Source organism: Streptacidiphilus sp. MAP12-20 (assembly GCF_041262525.1).
Lineage (GTDB): Bacteria > Actinomycetota > Actinomycetes > Streptomycetales > Streptomycetaceae > Streptacidiphilus.
This window is the reverse complement of record NZ_JBGCCK010000014.1, coordinates 141,388-159,840: the sequence shown is the minus strand read 5'-3', so window position 1 is coordinate 159,840 and position 18,453 is coordinate 141,388. Positions and strand designations below refer to the sequence as shown.

Here is an 18,453-nt window from a genome sequence, read left to right as displayed (position 1 = left end):
TTACCGTGCGGGATCTTCCGTCCTCCTTGTCTTTCTCGTATGTGGCCGCGGCAACGGGCTGAGCACGTCCGCGTCCGGCACGAAGCGGGGTACGGCAGCTGCGGCAGTCCGAGGTCAGGTCAGAAGGTCGTGCCCGCGGCGCAGGGTGCGGCTGATCCGGTCGAGCGTCGCATCGTCCCGTTCCACCGCAGGCAGGACCGGACCGTCCGACGTCCCCCAGCGCCGCGCCACCTCGTCGGCGGGCTCACCGGTCAGCAGCGCCGCGGCCTGCGCGGCCGCGCCCAGAGCGACGAGCTCCGGTGCGGTCGGCACCCGCACCGGGCGGCCAGAGAGGCGCAGCACCGTCTGCTGCCACGCCCGCCCGCGCGCCCCGCCGCCGATCAGCAGGATCGGCTGCGGCGCGGAGGTGCCCGTCTCGCCGCCCGCGCGCAGGACGTCGTCAAGCGCGGTGAGCAGGGCGTGTGCCGCGCCGTCGTACGCGGCTTGGAGCACCTGGCCGGGCGTGGTGTCGTGCCGCAGCCCGTGGACCAGGCCGCCGGCCGCCGGGAGGTTGGGAGTGCGCTCGCCGTCCAGATAGGGGAGCACGACGACGTCTCCGTCTCGCTCGACCGCCTCACGGTCCCGGCCGAGCAGCGCGGCGAAGCGGTCGACGGCGAGCGTGCAGTTGAGCGTGCACGCCAGTGGCAGCCAGCGGCCGAGCGCGTCGGCGAACCCCGCGACCGTGCCGGTGGGATCGGTCGGCCGCTGCCGGGCCACGGTGTAGACGGTCCCCGAGGTCCCGAGGCTCAGCACCGGCTGGCCGGGTCGCAGTCCGAGGCCCAGCGCGGCGGCGGCGTTGTCCCCGGTCCCGGTCGCGACCAGGACACCCGCGCGTAGCGGCCCGTCGGCGCGGGCGACCCCGGCCTGCGCGCCGGGCGCGAGGACGGGCGGCAGCGCGGCGCGGTCCAGGCCGACGTGCCGCAGGATCTCGTCGTCGTACCCGTCGGCCCCCCACCATCCGGTACCGGACGCGTCACCCCGGTCGGTGGCGGGCTCACCGGTCAGGCGCTCCGTCAGGTAGTCGTGCGGGAGCCGGATCGAGGTGACCCGGGCGGCGGCCTCGGGTTCGTTCTCGCACAGCCAGGCCCATTTGGCGACGGTGAAGGCCGCCGTCGGCACACTGCCGGTGCGCTGCGCCCAGGTCTTCGCCCCGCCGAGTTCGTCGACGAGCCGGGCAGCCTGCGATGCGGAGCGCACGTCGTTCCAGAGCAGCGCGGGCCGCACGGCCTCGCCGCGCTTGTCGAGGGCGACCAGCCCGTGCTGCTGCCCCGCTATGGAGACGGCCTCGGCGGTCTCGGCGTGGCCGGTGGCGCCGACTGCGGCGCTGAGGGCGTCCCACCAGACGCCGGGATCGCTCTCACGCCCGGCTCCCGCGGAGACGGTGTGCGGGGCCTGGCCCCGGCCGAGCACCTCGCCGGTCGCGACATCGACGGCGAGGGCCTTCGTCGACTGCGTCGAGCTGTCGATGCCGATCACCACGTGCCGTGTGGCCATGGGCGCGCTCCTTCTCCGGTTCCGGGGCTTCCGTTCGCTGCCACCGCATACTAATTTGTTTTTTGCCAATACGAATAGAGCCGTGGCAGCACCGAACGGAGCAGACCCATGACCGACCCGCTCGCCCCCACCCCTGCGCACAAGTTCACCTTCGGCCTGTGGACCGTGGGCTGGCAGGGTCGCGACCCCTTCGGTGACGCGACGCGCCCTGCCCTGGACCCCGTCGAGACCGTCCAGCGCCTCGCCGAGCTGGGCGCCTACGGCGTCACCTTCCACGACGACGACCTGATCCCCTTCGGCTCGACCGACGCCGAGCGGGAGGCGACGGTCAAGCGCTTCCGTGCGGCGCTCGACGCGAGCGGCCTGCGAGTGCCGATGGCGACGACCAATCTCTTCACGCACCCGGTCTTCAAGGACGGCGCGTTCACCGCGAACGACCGGGACGTGCGCAGGTACGCCCTGCGCAAGACGATCCGCAACATCGACCTGGCGGCCGAGCTCGGCGCGTCGGTCTACGTCGCCTGGGGCGGCCGCGAGGGCGCGGAATCGGGCGCGGCGAAGGACGTGCGGGTGGCCCTGGACCGGTTGAAGGAGGCGTTCGACCTGCTCGGCGAGTACGTCGAGACGCAGGGCTACGACATCTGCTTCGCCATCGAGCCCAAGCCGAACGAGCCGCGGGGCGACATCCTGCTGCCGACGGTCGGTCACGCCCTGGCGTTCATCAACGAGCTGGAGCGACCGGAGCGGGTCGGCGTCAACCCGGAGGTCGGCCACGAGCAGATGGCCGGCCTCAACTTCCCGCACGGCATCGCGCAGGCCCTCTGGCACGGCAAGCTCTTCCACATCGACCTGAACGGCCAGTCCGGCATCAAGTACGACCAGGACCTGCGGTTCGGCGCGGGCGATCTGCGGCAGGCCTTCTGGCTGGTCGACCTCCTGGAGTCGGCCGGCTACGACGGGCCGCGCCACTTCGACTTCAAGCCCCCGCGCACGGAGGACTTCGACGGCGTCTGGGCCTCGGCGGCGGCTTGCATGCGCAACTATCTGCTGCTGGCCGAGCGCGCCCGCTCCTTCCGCGCGGACCCGGACGTCCAGGCCGCGCTGGCCGCGTCGCGCCTCCCCGAGCTGGCCCTGCCGACGGCCGCTGACGGCCTGGCAGGCCTGCTGGCGGACCGGGCGTCGTTCGAGGACTTCGACGCGGCGGCCGCAGCCGAGCGGGGGATGGCGTTCGAGGCGCTCGACCAGCTGGCGATGGAGCACCTGCTGGGGGCGCGAACCGCGGTCTAAGTTCCGCTGCCCCGCCCGGTAGCACCGGACCACCCCGCGTGCCGACGAGCCGCCGCACCCCACGGCGGCCCTTCGGCGCGCCCACACGGCACGCCCACATGCAAGGTCCACTGATCGCGCCGGCCGGGCCCACCGCATAGCGTGTCAGGGTGTCAGCACGATCTTGCCGCGGGTGTGACCGGTGCGGCTGGCGTCGAACGCGGCGGCGACCTGGTCCAGCGGGAACGTCGCGGCGACCGTGACGGTCAGCGCGCCCCGGTCGATCACCGTGGCCAACTCGGCCAGCTTCAACCCGTCGGGGCGCACCCAGATCCACAGCCCAGCGGACCGCTGCGCGCCGGCCGGATCGACGATGGAGGCGTTGCGGCCGCCCGGCGCCAGGACGGACAGGGTGGTGTCCAGCTGTCCGCCGACGAAGTCGGCCACCGCGGTTGCGCCGCCCGGGGCCAGCGCGCGGACGCGCTCGACCAGGCCGGGGCCGTACGTCACCGGCTCGGCACCCAGCTCGCGCACGAAGGCGTGGTTGTGTTCGGACGCGGTGCCGAGCACGCGCGCGCCGCGGTCCACGCCGAGTTGCACGGCCATGCTCCCCACTCCGCCGGCTGCGCCGTGCACCAGCAGCACGTCCCCGGCGCCGACGTCCATGCGGTCCAGGGTGCGCTGCGCGGTCAGGCCGGCCAGCGGGAGCCCGCCGGCCTGGGCCCAGTCGAGAGCGGCGGGCTTGCGGGCCACGGCGGGCGCGGCGACCGCGACGTACTCGGCGTAGGTTCCAGCGTGCACCGAGTCCTTGCGGGCGTACGCCATCACTTCGTCGCCGACCGCGAACTCGGGCGTGTCCGGACCGACCGCGGCAACCACGCCGGCCACGTCCCAGCCGGGGATGGCGGGGAAGACGGTGTCCATCATGCCGTCGAGCCCGCCCGCCATGACCTTCCAGTCCACCGGGTTGACCGAGGCCGCGCGGACCTGGATGAGCACCTGTCCGGGCCCGACCTTGGGGTCAGGCACATCGCCGTACCGTAGCCGCGAGTTGTCCGAGGCGTAGGCGTCGTACGTCACCGCGCGCATGCGAAGACCTCCGGGTGCCGCGACCGCCTGCGTGCCGGGGTCGCCACCGTTCACGCTAGGCCAGCCCACCGCGTCGAGCCCGCCCGCCGGTCCGAACGGGGGGATCCCTGGGGCCGCGACGGCGCGGCTGCCAGGGTCGTTGCCTCTCGGGCGCGCGGACGTGTGGGATCATCCGGGTGACCCCGACCGTGCACCCACGTCGCGTCAGGAGCCCGATGGCAACACCCCAGAGCGTCGTCACACCTCCCGCGCGGGCGGCGGTGTTCCTCGTGGGCACGATCGCGGCCGGGGGCGAACCGACCGTGCTGGACCTGCTCCAGGATCTGGCGGGAATGGTCCGCTCGGTGGGGTTCAGGGCGCCGGCCGACGGTCTCACCTGTGTCGTCGGCATCGGGTCCGACGCCTGGACCCGCCTGTTCGACGGCCCCCGGCCGCGCGAACTGCACCCTTTCCAGGCCCTGGAGGGCCCTCAGCACCACGCTCCGGCGACCCCGGGTGATCTCCTCTTCCACATCCGGGCCCAGCGGATGGACCTCTGCTTCGAGTTGGCCCGTCTGATCGCGGACCGGCTGGGCGACTCCGTCTCGGTCGTCGACGAGGTGCACGGCTTCAAGTACTTCGACGAGCGCGATCTGCTGGGGTTCGTCGACGGCAGCGAGAACCCCGGGGGCCAGGCCGCGGAGGCGGCGGTCCACATCGGCGACGATGACCCCGGATTCCGTGGCGGCAGTTACGTGATCGTGCAGAAGTACGTCCACGACATGGCGGCCTGGGCTGCCCTCTCCACCACGGAGCAGGAGCTGGTGATCGGCCGCAGCAAGGCCGAGAACGTGGAGTTCCGCGACGACCTCAAACCGGCGAACTCGCACGTCGCGCTGAACACGATCGTCGGGGAGGACGGAAGGCAACGGCAGATCGTTCGGGAGAACATGCCCTTCGGGACCGTGGGGCGGGGCGAGTTCGGGACGTACTTCATCGGCTACGCGCGGACGCCGTCGGTGACCGAACGGATGCTGCGCAACATGTTCCTGGGGGACCCGCCGGGCAATACCGACCGCATTCTCGACTTCTCGACGGCCGTGACCGGCTGCCTGTTCTTCGTGCCGAGCGCGGACTTCCTCGACGGCGTCTCTGACGGCGTGTCCGACGGCGCGGACGGAGACTGATCCGTCGACCGGCCCGGCCACTCCAGCCGAGCCGGAGGACGTTCATCGTCCCACGATCCGCCGGAGCCAGCGGGAACGGGCGTCGCGGGCGTCCTGGCTGAGGACCGCCCGCGGCGCGATGGTGTCGAAGCCGTGGAACGCGCCGGGCCAGACATGGAGTTCGGCTTCGCCGCCGGCCTGCCAGATCGCGTCGGCGTACGCCACGGCCTCGTCCCTGAAGGTTTCGGCCGACCCGACCTCGATGTAGGCCGGGGGCAGCCCCGACAGATCCGTGGCGCGGGCAGGGGCCGCGTAGGGCGGTAGGTCGGCGGTGCCGTGCCGGTCGCCCAGCATGGCCCGCCACGCGGTCGCGTTGGAGGCTCGGTCCCAGAGGTCGCGGCCGGCCATCTGGTGGCTGGAGAAGGTGTTGTTGCGGTCGTCGAGCATCGGGCTGAGGAGCAGTTGGCCGACCGGAGCCGGTCCGCCCCGGTCGCGGGTCAGCAGGGCGACCGCGGCGGCGAGTCCGCCCCCGGCGCTCTTCCCGCCGATCATGATGCGGTCCGCGTCGAGGCCCAGTCCGGACGCGTGGTCAGCCGCCCAGAGGAGTCCGGCGTAACAGTCCTCCAAGGGTCCGGGGTACTGGGCCTGCGGCGCCAGCCGGTACTCGACGGAGATGACGGCGAGCTGCAGCGGGAGGACCCATTCGCGGAGCAGCCGCGGAAGCACGGACCATGCGTTGCCCATGATCATTCCGCCCCCGTGCATGTAGTACAGGAGCGGCAGCGGCCCGGCGATCCCAGCGGGCCGCGCGCTGACCAGCCTGACCTCGATCCCCTCCCTCCCCGCCTTCTCGTCTCGAACGCCGCCCGGCGCACGCAGCTCCTCCACCTCGAACCGACCGTCGGCCCGGAGTTCGCGAAGAGTGGGCCTGGGCCGCGCCGCAGCGTCGCGCTGCTGCCGGGCGGCGAGGTCATCCAGGGTGACCGGTTCCCTGGACTCCGCGCTCATGGCTGCGAGCGCGGCGGACAGCTCCGGATCGAAGGGAGGCGCGTGCCGGACCTCCGGGACCGGGCCGTCCTCCAACGGCGTTCCACCGACACCCACGAAGGGACCTCCCCACGGTCGAGGGATTCCTGGCGGCATCCCGACCAGCACAGCCTGCCAGCCTGACCGCGCGCGCAGGAACCGAACCCCCTGCTGGCTGGGGCACGCGAAGGCGTACGATCACGGGCCATCGTCAAGAAGTAGCGGCGTTCACCAGTGGAAGTTGAGGCAGGATCGATGACACGTGCCCGCGCGTCGATACGCGTGATCGCCGCCGGCCTGGTCATAGCGGCCTTGCCCCTCGTCGCCGCGTGCGGCCGGCAGGTCACCGTCGTGCCGGCGGCGCCCGTGCAGGCGAGCTCGCCTGCTCCTCCCGTCGCGTCCAGCTCCAGCACACTCGACCAGGAGCGGTTGGACACGGCTGCGGGCGCGATCGAGCGTCTCGCCGACTCCTACCGGAACTCCTACGCCGGCCTGGTGGTCGACGTCCCGGGTGGACGACTGATCGTCTACCGCAAGCCCGGCTCGGGCTTCGATGCCGCCGTCACGGGCCTGGACACGGGCGTGCGGATCGACCTGAAGAACGCGCCGCGGTCGATCAGTGAGCTGACGGCGACCCGCCGCCGCGTGGAGGCGCTGATCGGACACACCGTCGGCTACAGCATCCAGAGCGTGGGTGCGGGGTCGGTGGCGAGCTTGAGCGACGGCGTGGTGGAGGTCGGGGTCGCCGGTGATCCGGCGCGGGCGAAACGAGACCTGACGGCACGATTCGGCGACCGGGTGTCGGTCGTGGCGGCGGCGCCGATATCGGCGGGATGACGCAGGCTGCTCACGGCCACTGCCCCGGAATCACTCCTGCGGGCGGTCGGGGCTCTACCCTTTGCTTGTGATCATCGCAGAGTGGGCGTTCAGCATCCCCGCGCAGGAGATCGTGACCGGCCGCACCTCGGCGGACACGGTCAGCGGCGCGCGGGCGGCCGTGATGCTCGCGTGGGAACAGTGCGTCGGGGATCGCATGGAGGAGCCGGGCCTGATCGAGATCGGTGTCCAGCTCCATGTCTGGACGCGCGAGACGCGTGGCCCGCTGCTGGCCGGGCTGCCGGTCCGCTTCACCGCTCCCGGAGTGGACGTCGTCCTCTGGCCTGCCTGACCCGGCAGACGCGCATCTCCAACCCCACCAGAATTGGACCAGACCTCTTGACGGGGCCATGCGGCGCTAGTTCAATCAAGTCTTGAACTAAGCAGTGAAAGAATGCGATTTCGCGTTCAACTCCTGAACGCGCCCGCTGCGCAACCCCGCACTTCCCGCCCCCACCCCCGGGATCCGAAAGCGGTACCCCCATGCCTGCTTCCCCCGCTCGCGCACTCCCGCTCCGCCGCCTGGCCTTCTGTACCGCCGCCGCACTGCTCGCCGGTGCGGGCCTGATCGCGACCCAGCCCGTGCCCGCGCACGCCGCCGGCGAACCTGTCGGCATCTGGCTCACCACCACCAGCGACTCGGGTGGACGCACCGTCACACGAGGCCTGCAGCAACAGGCATCGATCGCGTTCAGCGCCGGCTCCGGCAGCAGCGGACAGGTCGTCAACGTCAACGAGAACACCCGCTACCAGCAGTTCACCGGAGCTGGTGCGTCCTTCACCGACACGGCGGCGTGGCTGATGAACAGCAGCGGCGCGCTCAGCAGCGCCACCCGCACCACGCTGATGAACAACCTGTTCAACCCCACTACGGGCATCGGCCTGGACTTCCTGCGCAACCCGATGGGCGCCTCGGACCTGGCCCGTTACAGCTACACCTACGACGACATGCCGTCCGGGCAGACCGACCCCAATCTCGCGAACTTCTCCATCGCCCACGACCTGGTCGACGTACTGCCGTTGACCAAGCAGGCGCAGCAGCTCAACCCGGGCCTCAAGGTCATGGGCACCCCGTGGACCGCGCCGCCGTGGATGAAGGACAGCGGGGCGTACAGCCAGGGCTGGCTGCAGTCGCAGTACTACCCCGCCTACGCCCAGTACTTCGTCAAGTACATCCAGGCCTACCAGGCCCAGGGCGTGCCCATCGACTACGTGTCCGCCCAGAACGAGCCCACCTGCTGCTCCGGCTATCCCTCCATGCAGTGGAACGGCAGCGGCCTGGACTACTTCACCGGCACCGATCTGCTCCCCGCCTTCCACGCCGCCGGGCTGAGCACCAAGGTGCTGGCCCTGGACTGGAACCCGGACACCTACGCCTCCTACGGCGCACCGACGGTGGACGACGCCACGGTCCGCAACGACCCGCTCTTCGGGGGCGTCGCCTGGCACGGCTACGGGGGCAGCGTCTCCGAGCAGACCACGATCCACAACCAGTACCCCGCCGTCGACGCCTTCGACACCGAGCACTCCGGTGGCACCTGGATCGCCAACCAGCAGCAGGAGGACATGAACAACATCATCGACTACACCCGCAACTGGGGTAAGTCGGTGGTCAAGTGGTCGCTGGCGGTCGACCAGAACATGGGCCCGCACACCGGCGGTTGCGGTACCTGCACCGGACTGGTCACGGTGCACAACGGCGACAGCCGCAGCGGCCAGGTCGACTACAACATCGAGTACTACGACATGGGCCAGCTCACCAAGTTCGTGAAGCCCGGCGCGTACCGGATCGACTCCACGGCCAACAGCAGCGTCCCCAACGTCGCCTGGCTGAACCCCGACGGCTCCAAGGCTCTGGTCGCCTACAACGAGTCGGGCTCCACCCAGTCGCTGACCGTCAACTGGGGCGGCGAGCACTTCACCTACTCCCTCCCCGCACAGACCAGCGCGACCTTCACCTGGAACGCCGGCCAGGGCACCGGATCCCCGACCGGGCAGATCACCGGGTACGGCGGCAAGTGCGTGGACGTCGCGGGGGGCAACAGCGCCAACGGGACGGCCGTGCAGCTCTACGACTGCAACGGCACGGCCGCGCAGAGCTGGACGGTCGCGTCCGACGGCTCGCTCCAGGCGCTCGGCAAGTGCATGGACATCACCGCGGCGGGCACCGCCAACGGCACACAGGTCCAGCTGTACGACTGCAACGGCACCAGCGCACAGCAGTGGCAGCACCAGAGCAATGGCGCCCTGCTCAACCCCAACTCGGGTCGCTGCCTGGACGCCACCGGACCGAGCTCCGCCAACGGCACCCGGCTGCAGATCTGGGACTGCGCCGGATCCGCCAACCAGCAGTGGACCTTGCCGAGTTGAGCACTCCCGGTCGGTAGGGACCGAACGACGGAGGAACTCACGGGAGCAAGCGGCGATCGGGCGCGGTCAGTGCCCGATCGCCGCAGCTCGTGACCTACTCGCCTATGAGGTGTAGCCGATGGTGACGGTCTGGGCCGTGGCCAGCGGGCCGGTCGCGACCGTGAGGGTGCTCGTCGTCGGGTCGTAGGAGTAGCCGGTGACTCGATTTCCGTTCATGGTGACGCTCGACGGCGCGGACGCCACGTCGTGGAACTTGATCGTCCAGGTCCGGGTGGCTACCGCGCCGGGGTAGCTGCCCTGGCGGGCGCCGATGGTGAGGGTGTGCGTGGCGTCGGCGTAGCTCGTCGGCGTGGTGGCGGACTGCCCGCTCTTGTAGGTGTTGCCCTCGCCGGCGTCCTCGTAGAGCGAGAAGGCGCCGTTGCCGCCGGTGGCGACGTCGAGGGTGACCTGGTCGAGCGGGTGCTGCACGGTGTTGTCGACGTAGTTGCTGCGGGTGGGCACGATGCCGCCGGAGCGTAGGAAGACCGGCATGGTGGACAGGTCGGTGGTGATCGGGACGGTGGCCGGTCCGGTGTAGGTCTTGCCGGTGAACCAGTCGGTCCAGCTGCCCGGCGGCAGCCAGACGTTGGTGGTGACGTCGCCGGAGCCGGGGGTGGTCACCGGGGCGACCAGGACGTTGTCCCCGTAGAGGTATTCGCGGTCGTAGCTGTACGCCTCGGGCGACTCGGGGTAGTTCAGGTAGAGCGCCCGGACCATCGGCAGGCCGGTGTCCTGGGCCTGCTTGGCGAGCGTGTAGCTGTAGGGGACCAGCGCCTCGCGCAGTCGCAGGAACTTCTCGGCCGAGGCCTGGGCCGCCGCGCCGTAGTTCCACGGGAGCCGGTCGCCGTGGTTGGAGTGCAGGCGCAGCACCGGCTGGAAGGCGCCCAGCTGGACCCAGCGCGCGTAGAGGTCGTCGTTGTCGTGCCCGTTCTTGGCGTAGGCGGAGTCGGCGTAGAAGCCGCCGATGTCGTGGGTGATGTAGGGCAGGCCGATTCCGCTGGACTCGCGGGCGGTGAAGTAGGACTCGAAGGAGAGCATGTCCCAGGTGGGCGAGGTGTCGCCGGTGAAGGCGAGGGTGTAGCGGTGCTCGGCCCAGGGGCCGGAGGGGTAGACGGCGGAGCCGGTGTAGTCCTGGTAGCCGCTGCCGGCCCGGGAGAAGGCGAAGCCGCGCAGCCCGGCCGCGTCACCGCGCGCGGCGTACTGGGCGTTGATCCAGGTGTCGGGGGTGACGCCGGACGCGGAGGCCTGTGAGTTGTCGCAGCACCAGTCCAGCCACCAGGTGCGCACGCCCTGCTGCTCGAGGGGGGTGTGCAGGTCGAGGTAGGCCTTGAGCTGCTTGGGGTCGCTCCAGTCGAAGACGTGGCAGGTGGTCGGCGAGAGGCAGCTGCCCACGGCCAGCGCGCCGCCGGCGGTGGCCTGCGCCTGGGCGTAGTGCGGATCGGTCTCGGTGATGCTCGGGTGGACGTTGAGCGCGACCGCGAGACCCTGCTGCTTGGTCCAGTTCATGAAGGCCTGCGGGTTCGGGAAGAGGGAGGTGTTCCAGGACCAGCCGTCCCAGGCGTTGGGGGACTTCCAGTCGGTGTCGATCACCTGGGCGTCGATGGGCGTCTGGTGGGAGCGGAAGGCCGGGATCACGGAGTTCTGGTAGTCGGCGGCGCTGTAGGCGTAGTAGCGCGAGTTCCACACCCCGAAGGCCCACTCCGGCAGCAGCACGGCCGGGCCGGTCAGGTCGTGCAGGTCCTTGAGGCCCTGCCGGTAGTCGTGACCGTAGCCGAAGAAGTAGCCGTCCTGGTACGGCTTTCCGCTGTGCGAGGGGCGCTGGGTGATGGTGCCGTCGGCGTTGAGCAGGGCGGTGGAGGTGTCGTCCAGCAGGTGCCAGCCCGCCGTGTCGAGCAGGCCGTCCGCCATCGGGGCGGGGCCTGACTGCCCGTCAAGGCTGCGGCGGTAGCCGCCCAGATTGGCGGAGGGCGCGGCGGCGGTCGGCGTCGGGTAGGCCGCGCCGACGGGTGTCAGCGCGACGCTGTCGATGTTGACGTTGCAGCTGTCGCCGGTGGCGCAGGCCACGCTCAGCGGGCTGGTGCCCGCGGTCAGGTGCACGATGGTGGAGGCGACGGCCCAGGTGTCCCAGCTGCCGGTGACCGGGAGGCTGACCCGAGTGGTGGCGCCGCCCGCGGTGACGCTCATGGTGCGGGTGGTGTTCAGGCCGTCGCCGCCGGTGCTGTTGGCGTAGCGGAACTGCAGCGCGTAGTCGCCGGTGGCGGGAACGCCCGTCGCCGACCAGGAGATCGCGGCCGGTGGGCTGTTCAGCCCGGCCACGAATCCGCTGCCGGTGTAGCCGGTGTGGTCGCTCGCGGTGGCCGCACCGCCGGAGAGAGACAGGCCCTCGGCCTCGCAGCCGGAGGTGTAACCGCAGGTCGGGGTGGTCGACCAGGCGGGGCGGGCGGTGACCGCGGTGCTGCCCGCGGTCAGCGCGATGCTGAGGTTCTCGGGGGTGAACGGGCCGGAGTTCTCGACGTAGCGCAGGGTCAGCTTGCCGGTCGTGATGGTGCGCACCCCGCCGGAGACGGAGGTGGTGAAGGCGGGTGTCGGCATGGACCGGTTCACGGCGTTGAAGGTGGGCCGGTCCTCGAAGACGCCGTCGGCGGCGTACTCCGTGCGGATCAGCGTCGGCGAGAGGACCTCGAACCGCGCGGACCCGTCCCGGACCACGTCGGAGCGGGTCGTCGCCGCGGTTGCCGAGCTGGTGGGGGCCAGCGGCGTGAGGGCGGAGAGCGCGATCAGGGGTGGCAGTGCGAAGGCCAGCAGGCGTGCTCGCATGGCGGCTCCTTCTCTGAGATCACGTCAGGAGGGGTGTGCAGCTGAGCTGTTGATCTGCGTACGGGGTCTTGACGCCGAGCCAGGTTAGTTCTGATTCTACTTTAACTAATTGAACCCGGCGGGTCACCAGGGCTGCCGAGATCGGAGAGGCTCACGATGCACAGGAGAGTGGGACGACCCCGGAGGGGACGCCTCGCGGCGGCCCTCGCACTGGCGCTGGTCGGCGCGTCGGCAGCGCTGAGCGGCGGCGCGACCGCCGACGCGGTGACGCACACGGTGGCGGCCGGCACGGTGACCCTCGGCGGGAAGTGCCTGGACGACTCCAACTACGGCACCGCGGACGGCAGCGTGGTCCAGCTCTACGCCTGCAACGGCTCCACCGCGCAGAACTGGAGCTGGAACAGCGACGGTTCGGTGACCGTCCTCGGCAAGTGCCTGGCGGTGACCGGTGGTTCCAACGCCACCGCAGCGCTCGTCGAGCTGTGGAGCTGCGCGGCCGGTGCGCCGGAGCAGCGGTTCCGGCATGTGCCGGACGGCACGATCTACTCGGCCAAGTCCGGCAAGTGCCTGGAGGTCCAGGGGGTGGTCGCCGACAACGACCGGATCGGGCTCGCCCCCTGCGACCCGGCGCAGACCGGCGAGGTCTGGGCCGCCGCCGCCGCGCCCGCCGACCCCTACGTGCTCTCCTCCGGCAAGGCGGTGAACTTCGCCAACCCGGACGACACCCCCGCATCGGTCTACCTGGACAAGAACGGCCAGTTCTACTACCAGTCCGCGCACTCCCTCTACGGTGCCAAGGACATCAGGCAGTGGGACTTCTGGTCCGGCACGAACTTCGACACCGCGACCACCGCGCCCATCAGCAGCTCGGTGAACCCGGCCAACTCCAAGGACAGCAACGCCGACACCACCTGGCGCTGCAACAACAGCCCGACCGGTGTCACCGCCACCAACGCGCCCACCGGCTCGGGCTACGCGGAGCGCAACTACTGCGACCTGAGCGGCGTCTGGGTCGACCCGGACACCGGGGACTGGTACGGCCTGGTCCACAACGAGTTCACCCCGCAGCCCTTCGGCGACGGCCTGCACTACGACGCCATCGACTACGCGGTCTCCAAGGACCAGGGCCACACCTGGTCCGTCAAGGGCCACGCCGTCACCTCGCCCTACAGCACCAAGCGCGGCGACACCGCCCAGTTCCCCGGCGCCACCTACTACTACGGCGACGGCGACCAGCGCCTCTTCGTCGACAACGCCTCCGGGTACTTCTACGCCTTCTACGCCACCCGCGTGCTCGACAAGTCCGGCAGCGGCACCGTCTGGCTGCAGCACGTCGCGCGAGCGCCGATCGCGCAGAAGATGGCCGGAGGCTCCTGGCAGAAGTGGTACGACGGCGCCTGGACCCAGCCCGGCGTCGGCGGCGCGGAGAGCGACATCATCCCCGCCGACGGCGGCGGCCCCGGCTACATCGCCCCCGCCGACGACTACGCGCCGCACGCCTCCGGCAGCGTCGCCGCCCAGGTCGCGGCCGGGGCGACGCCCGACAACTCGCAGCTCGCGGTGATGAACGTGGCCTGGGACGCCTACCTGGGCAAGTACATCGGCACCCCGCAGAACAACGTCGCCCAGGCCACCGGCACGCTGACCCCGCTGCACTTCTACGTCACCGACAGCCTTGCCACGCAGAAGTGGACCGACCTCGGCCTGGTCACCGACCAGCCCAACGGCGCCTGGTACCGCTGGATGCTGGACACCGGCAACCTCACCAGCTCGAACGTCGTCGGCCGGACCTTCCGCTCCTACTGCGCGTACTACTGCTCCACCTACACCAGCGAGTACGCCGACATCACCATCGCGCCCACCTCGTCGGCGGACCTCCCCGCCGCGCCGGTCACCCCAGGCGTGCGGTACGAGATCAGCGCAGGCGACGGCCAGTACCTCGCGCAGAGCGGCTCCGCGCTGACCGCCGTCGCCGCGAGCAGCGCCGCGCCCACCCAGAACTGGAGCTTCCAGCCGACCGGCGACGGCTTCTGGACCGTCGCGAACGCCTCCTCCGGCCAGGTGCTCGGCGTCGACGCGAGCGGCAACGCCGGCCGCGCCTGGGACGCGCCGGTCACCCCCGGCAGGCTCGGCGGCTCGCCCACGACCGGCCAGCAGTGGTCGATCCGGGCGGCCACCGCGCCGGGCCAGGGCGGCTACCGGCTGGTCAACCGCTACAGCGGTCTGGCCCTCAGCCTCACCGCCCAGGGCAGCCAGGTGGCCACCGCTCCGCAGCGCGGCTGGGACAACGCCGGCAGCACGGGCGACACCCGTCCCGCCGCCGCGCAACTGCTCGCCTTCAGGGCCACCGGCGGGACCAGCGCGAACACCGTCACCGTCGCCCCGCCGGGCGACCAGAGCTCAACCGGCGGCACGGCCATCGCCCCGCTGCAGATCAGCGCCACGGACTCGGCTGCCGGCCAGGCACTCGCCTACCGCGCCTCCGGCCTCCCCGCGGGCCTCTCGATCAACTCCTCGACCGGCCGGATCACCGGCACCCCGACCGGCTCCGGCGCCTCGGCCGTCACCGTCACCGCGACCGACACCACCGGCGCCTCCGGAACCGCCTGGTTCACCTGGACCGTCGTCGCCACCGACCTGGCCCTGAACCGGCCGACGACGGCCTCCTCGGTCCAGTCCGGCACCAGCGACACCGCGAACCTGGCCACCGACGGCAACCCGGCGACCCGCTGGTCCAGTGCCTTCGCCGACCCGCAGTGGCTCCAGGTCGACCTCGGCGCCACGCACGCCATCCACGAGGTCCAGCTCGACTGGGAAGCCGCCTACGCGACGGCCTACCAGATCCAGACCTCCAACGACGGGACGACCTGGACGACGATCTACTCGACCACCAACGGCCCCGGCGGCAACCAGGACCTGACCGGCCTCACCGGCTCCGGCCGCTACATCCGGATGTACGGGACGGCCCGCGCGACCGGCTACGGCTACTCCCTCTGGGCCTTCCGCGTCTACGGCAGCTGACAGCCGGGCCTGTGACGGCGAGTGTCCGATGAGGAGGTTAGGTTGGGGTGTTGGTGATCACTAGCCGGTCTGGAGTGCCCGTGTCTGACTTCGTTACATCTGATGATCTTCTTCCGGTCGGTGTGGTGGGCCTGGGGGACATTGCGCAGAAGGCGTATCTGCCGGTGCTCGGGGCGCTGCCGGGTCTTGACCTGCGGTTGATGACGCGGGACCGGGCGAAGCTGGACCGGTTGGGAGAGGCTCATCGGGTGGCGGTCGAGCGCCGGTTCACCGACCTGGGTGAGTTGATCGACAGCGGCATCAAAGCCGCGTTCGTGCACGCCTCGACGGATCAGCACGTGCCGATCGTTGAGCGGCTGCTGGAGGCCGACGTCGATGTGTACGTGGACAAGCCGCTGGACTACACCGTGGAAGGCGCGCGCCATCTCGTCGAGCTTGCCGACCGTCGTGGGCGCTCGTTGATGGTGGGGTTCAATCGCCGGTATGCGCCCGGGTATCTCGCGGCGATGGAGGTGCCCCGGGATCTGATCGTGCTGCAGAAGAACCGGGTGGGGCTGCCGGAGGCGGCGCGCACCCTGGTTTTCGACGACTTCGTCCACGTAGTCGACCAGTTGCGGGCACTGGCTCCTGGGGAGATCGAGCACGTGGATGTGCGGGCCCGCAGCCGGGACGGGCTGGTGGAGCACCTCGTGCTGACGCTGGGCGGTGACGGGTTCACTGCCCTGGGCATCATGAACCGGCTCAGCGGGTCGACCGAGGAGGTGCTGGAGGTCTCAGGCGGCAACACCAAGCGCGTGGTCATGAACCTGGCGGAGGTCGTCGACCACGACGGCCGGCAGAGCATCACTCGTCGCGGTGACTGGGTGCCCGTCGCCCGCCAGCGGGGGATCGAGCAGGCCGTCCTTGCCTTCCTCGACGCCGTCCGTGCCGGCCAGACCCTCGACGCGTACGACGCGCTGCGCACCCACGAGCTGTGCGAGGAGATCGTGCGCCGGATCAAGGGCGCGATCTGACCCGGTCTGACCACTTCTGTCCTGAAATCACCGTTTCCATAACTCGGTGAGGATTTCGGCCGGAACCCTTCCCGCCCACGGGCGCGACACTTTCGTATGGAAGGCTCTCGCGTCATGGCGAGAGATCAACTGCTGCAGTCGCGTCCCGGGGCCCACGCTCGTCAGGCGCTGAGCAAGGTCCCTGAAGTGACCGCGCTCTTCTGGATCATCAAGGTGTTGACCACCGGTATGGGCGAGACCACCTCGGACTTCCTGGTGAAGCGGTACGACCCGCAGCTCACCGTGGCGGCGGCCGGCGTCGTGCTGGCGATCTCGCTCACCGTCCAGCTGGTGGCGAAGCGCTACTCGGCGGCGATCTACTGGACGGCCGTGGTCATGGTGAGCGTGTTCGGCACCATGGCCGCCGATGTACTGCACGTGCAGTTCAAGGTCCCGTACGTCGCCTCGTCCGCGTTCTTCGCGGTGACCCTCGCTGTGATCTTCGGGCTCTGGTACCGGAGCGAGAAGACGCTCTCGATCCACAGCATCACCACCCGTCGCCGCGAACTCTTCTACTGGGCGACCGTGCTGACGACCTTCGCGCTCGGCACGGCCACCGGTGACATGACGGCGGTCACGCTGCACCTGGGCTACTTCTCCTCCGGGCTGCTCTTCGCCGGGCTGATCGCGATCCCGGCCCTCGGGCACTGGAAGCTCGGGCTGAACCCGATCTTCGCCTTCTGGTTCGCCTACGTGGTGACCCGGCCGCTGGGGGCCTCGTTCGCCGACTGGATGGGCGTCTCGCACCAGCGTGGCGGCCTGAACTGGGGCACGGGCTGGGTCAGCCTCGCGCTGGCGGCGCTGATCGCCGCGTTCGTCGGCTACCTGGGCGTGACCCGCAAGGACGTCGCCTGACGGACGGCGGTTCGCTGAGCCCCGCTGACCGAAATTCAGCTGACGGCTCCTCGACCGGCCGGGACACTGGTGGAGATCTTGCACGGATCGCAGCATCCGCAGGATCACCACCTGTCCCGTCCCGGCCGAGGAGCCGTTCTTGTGTCCACCCTCCGCATCACCGCCGAGCAGCTGACGATCCACCCCCACCCCGCCGCCGACGCGCTCGAACTGGCCCAGGTCGGGCTCTTCCGCGCGGTCGTCGCGAAGGGGGCGTACCGCAGTGGCGACATCGCCGTCTACATCCCCGAGCAGGCGGTTCTCCCGGCCGCGCTGGTCGACGAACTGGGGCTGACCGGACGGCTCGCGGGCAGGGAGCAGAACCGGGTCAAGGCGATCCGGCTGCGCGGAGAGATATCCCAGGGCATCGTCTGCCGTCCGCGCGCGCTCGACGCGGATCTGACCGCCGCGCACGCGGAAGGGACCGACTTCGCCGAGGCGCTGGGCATCACGAAATGGGTGCCGCCGGTGCCGGCGCGGATGTCGGGCGACGCCGAACCGGCGCCGGACCTGCTGCCGTGGGTCGACATCGAGAACCTGCGGCGCTACCCGGACGTGTTCGAGCCGGGCGAGGAGGTCGTGATCACCGAGAAGGTGCATGGCAGCTGCTGCCTCTTCACCTGGTTCGCCGACGGTCGGGTGCAGGTCTCCTCCAAGGGGATCGGTGCGAGCCACCTCGCGCTGGTCGAGGACGAGCGGAACCTCTACTGGCGTGCGGCTCGGGGGTTCGACCTCCCGGCGGTCGCGTCGCGGCTGGCGGAGCGCCTCGGGGCGAGCCGGGTCGGCATCTTCGGTGAGGTCTACGGCGCCGGCGTGCAGGACCTCGCCTACGGCGCGGATGTGCGAAGCGGTGCGCCGGGATTCGTGGTCTTCGACCTCTCCTACGACGACGGCAGCGGCATCGTCCGCTGGCTCGACCCGCAGGACTGGTTGGCCGACGACCTCCCGGTGGTGCCCAGGCTGTTCGCCGGGCCCTTCGAGACGGAGTCGGTCCTGGCGCTCGCCGAGGGCAGCGAGACGCTGTCCGGCCGCGCGCTGCACATCCGCGAGGGCGTCGTGGTCCGGCCGCGCGTGGAGCGGCGCAGCACGGCGCTGGGGAGCAGCCGCGCGATCGCGAAGGTGATCAACCCGGCGTACCTCACCCGGCAGGGCGGGACCGAGTTCGAGTGAGGCGGCGCGAGTGAGGCAGCCGGTCTGAAGAGGTGGGGCAGGACGGGTGGTATCGCCCGTTCTGCCCCGGAGTGTTGATCTACCGTCCACGGCGGGGCCCTGCCAGACTCGTTCGGTCTGTCGAATCGTGCAGTTCTGACCAGTTCTGACCAGTC

13 protein-coding genes are annotated in these 18,453 nt (G+C 70.8%); 9 read left to right on the top strand and 4 right to left on the bottom strand.

Annotation, left to right across the window (positions count from 1 at the left end; translation table 11 throughout):
• Window positions 1–114: 114 nt before the first annotated feature.
• Complete coding sequence (gene xylB, locus ABIA32_RS20625) at window positions 115–1,533, bottom strand: xylulokinase (RefSeq protein WP_370097331.1); 1,419 nt, start codon at window positions 1,531–1,533, stop codon at window positions 115–117.
• A 108-nt stretch (window positions 1,534–1,641) separates the two neighbouring features.
• On the opposite strand from xylB, the gene xylA reads away from it, so the two are divergent.
• Window positions 1,642–2,820, top strand: a complete 1,179-nt coding sequence (xylA, locus tag ABIA32_RS20620; protein ID WP_370097328.1) for a xylose isomerase — start codon at window positions 1,642–1,644, stop codon at window positions 2,818–2,820.
• A gap of 144 nt (window positions 2,821–2,964) precedes the next feature.
• Here the strand turns inward: xylA and ABIA32_RS20615 are convergent, their stop codons facing one another.
• A complete protein-coding gene (locus ABIA32_RS20615; RefSeq protein WP_370097326.1) occupies window positions 2,965–3,888 on the bottom strand; it encodes an NADP-dependent oxidoreductase in 924 nt (307 codons plus the stop codon).
• 215 nt (window positions 3,889–4,103) lie between these two features.
• On the opposite strand from ABIA32_RS20615, the gene ABIA32_RS20610 reads away from it, so the two are divergent.
• On the top strand, window positions 4,104–5,054 hold the full coding sequence (locus tag ABIA32_RS20610; protein ID WP_370097323.1) for a Dyp-type peroxidase: 951 nt from the start codon (window positions 4,104–4,106) through the stop codon (window positions 5,052–5,054).
• Between the two features lie 42 nt (window positions 5,055–5,096).
• On the opposite strand, the gene ABIA32_RS20605 is transcribed toward ABIA32_RS20610, so the two are convergent.
• Window positions 5,097–6,041: an alpha/beta hydrolase gene (locus ABIA32_RS20605; protein WP_370097494.1), complete on the bottom strand. Its 945-nt coding sequence runs from the start codon at window positions 6,039–6,041 to the stop codon at window positions 5,097–5,099.
• Window positions 6,042–6,314: 273 nt separating this feature from the next.
• Here ABIA32_RS20605 and ABIA32_RS20600 point away from each other — a divergent pair, with 273 nt between their 5' ends.
• From ABIA32_RS20600 to ABIA32_RS20590, 3 genes are all read left to right on the top strand, one after another.
• On the top strand, window positions 6,315–6,896 hold the full coding sequence (locus tag ABIA32_RS20600) for a hypothetical protein (RefSeq protein WP_370097320.1): 582 nt from the start codon (window positions 6,315–6,317) through the stop codon (window positions 6,894–6,896).
• A gap of 67 nt (window positions 6,897–6,963) precedes the next feature.
• On the top strand, window positions 6,964–7,227 hold the full coding sequence (locus ABIA32_RS20595) for a hypothetical protein (protein WP_370097317.1): 264 nt from the start codon (window positions 6,964–6,966) through the stop codon (window positions 7,225–7,227).
• A gap of 191 nt (window positions 7,228–7,418) precedes the next feature.
• Window positions 7,419–9,305, top strand: coding sequence for a ricin-type beta-trefoil lectin domain protein (locus tag ABIA32_RS20590; protein WP_370097314.1), 1,887 nt, complete (start codon window positions 7,419–7,421; stop codon window positions 9,303–9,305).
• 102 nt (window positions 9,306–9,407) lie between these two features.
• Here the strand turns inward: ABIA32_RS20590 and ABIA32_RS20585 are convergent, their stop codons facing one another.
• A complete protein-coding gene (locus tag ABIA32_RS20585) occupies window positions 9,408–12,161 on the bottom strand; it encodes a TIM-barrel domain-containing protein (protein ID WP_370097311.1) in 2,754 nt (917 codons plus the stop codon).
• A gap of 168 nt (window positions 12,162–12,329) precedes the next feature.
• On the opposite strand from ABIA32_RS20585, the gene ABIA32_RS20580 reads away from it, so the two are divergent.
• The 4 genes from ABIA32_RS20580 to ABIA32_RS20565 all read left to right on the top strand — a co-directional run bounded on the left by ABIA32_RS20580 (window position 12,330) and on the right by ABIA32_RS20565 (window position 18,298).
• Window positions 12,330–15,182 (top strand): discoidin domain-containing protein, encoded by a 2,853-nt coding sequence (locus ABIA32_RS20580; RefSeq protein WP_370097309.1) that lies wholly within the window; start codon window positions 12,330–12,332, stop codon window positions 15,180–15,182.
• Window positions 15,183–15,262: 80 nt separating this feature from the next.
• Window positions 15,263–16,195, top strand: coding sequence for a Gfo/Idh/MocA family protein (locus ABIA32_RS20575; RefSeq protein ID WP_370097306.1), 933 nt, complete (start codon window positions 15,263–15,265; stop codon window positions 16,193–16,195).
• Window positions 16,196–16,309: 114 nt separating this feature from the next.
• Window positions 16,310–17,089 (top strand): hypothetical protein, encoded by a 780-nt coding sequence (locus tag ABIA32_RS20570; protein WP_370097303.1) that lies wholly within the window; start codon window positions 16,310–16,312, stop codon window positions 17,087–17,089.
• Window positions 17,090–17,230: 141 nt separating this feature from the next.
• Complete coding sequence (locus tag ABIA32_RS20565; protein WP_370097301.1) at window positions 17,231–18,298, top strand: RNA ligase (ATP); 1,068 nt, start codon at window positions 17,231–17,233, stop codon at window positions 18,296–18,298.
• Window positions 18,299–18,453 lie beyond the last annotated feature (155 nt).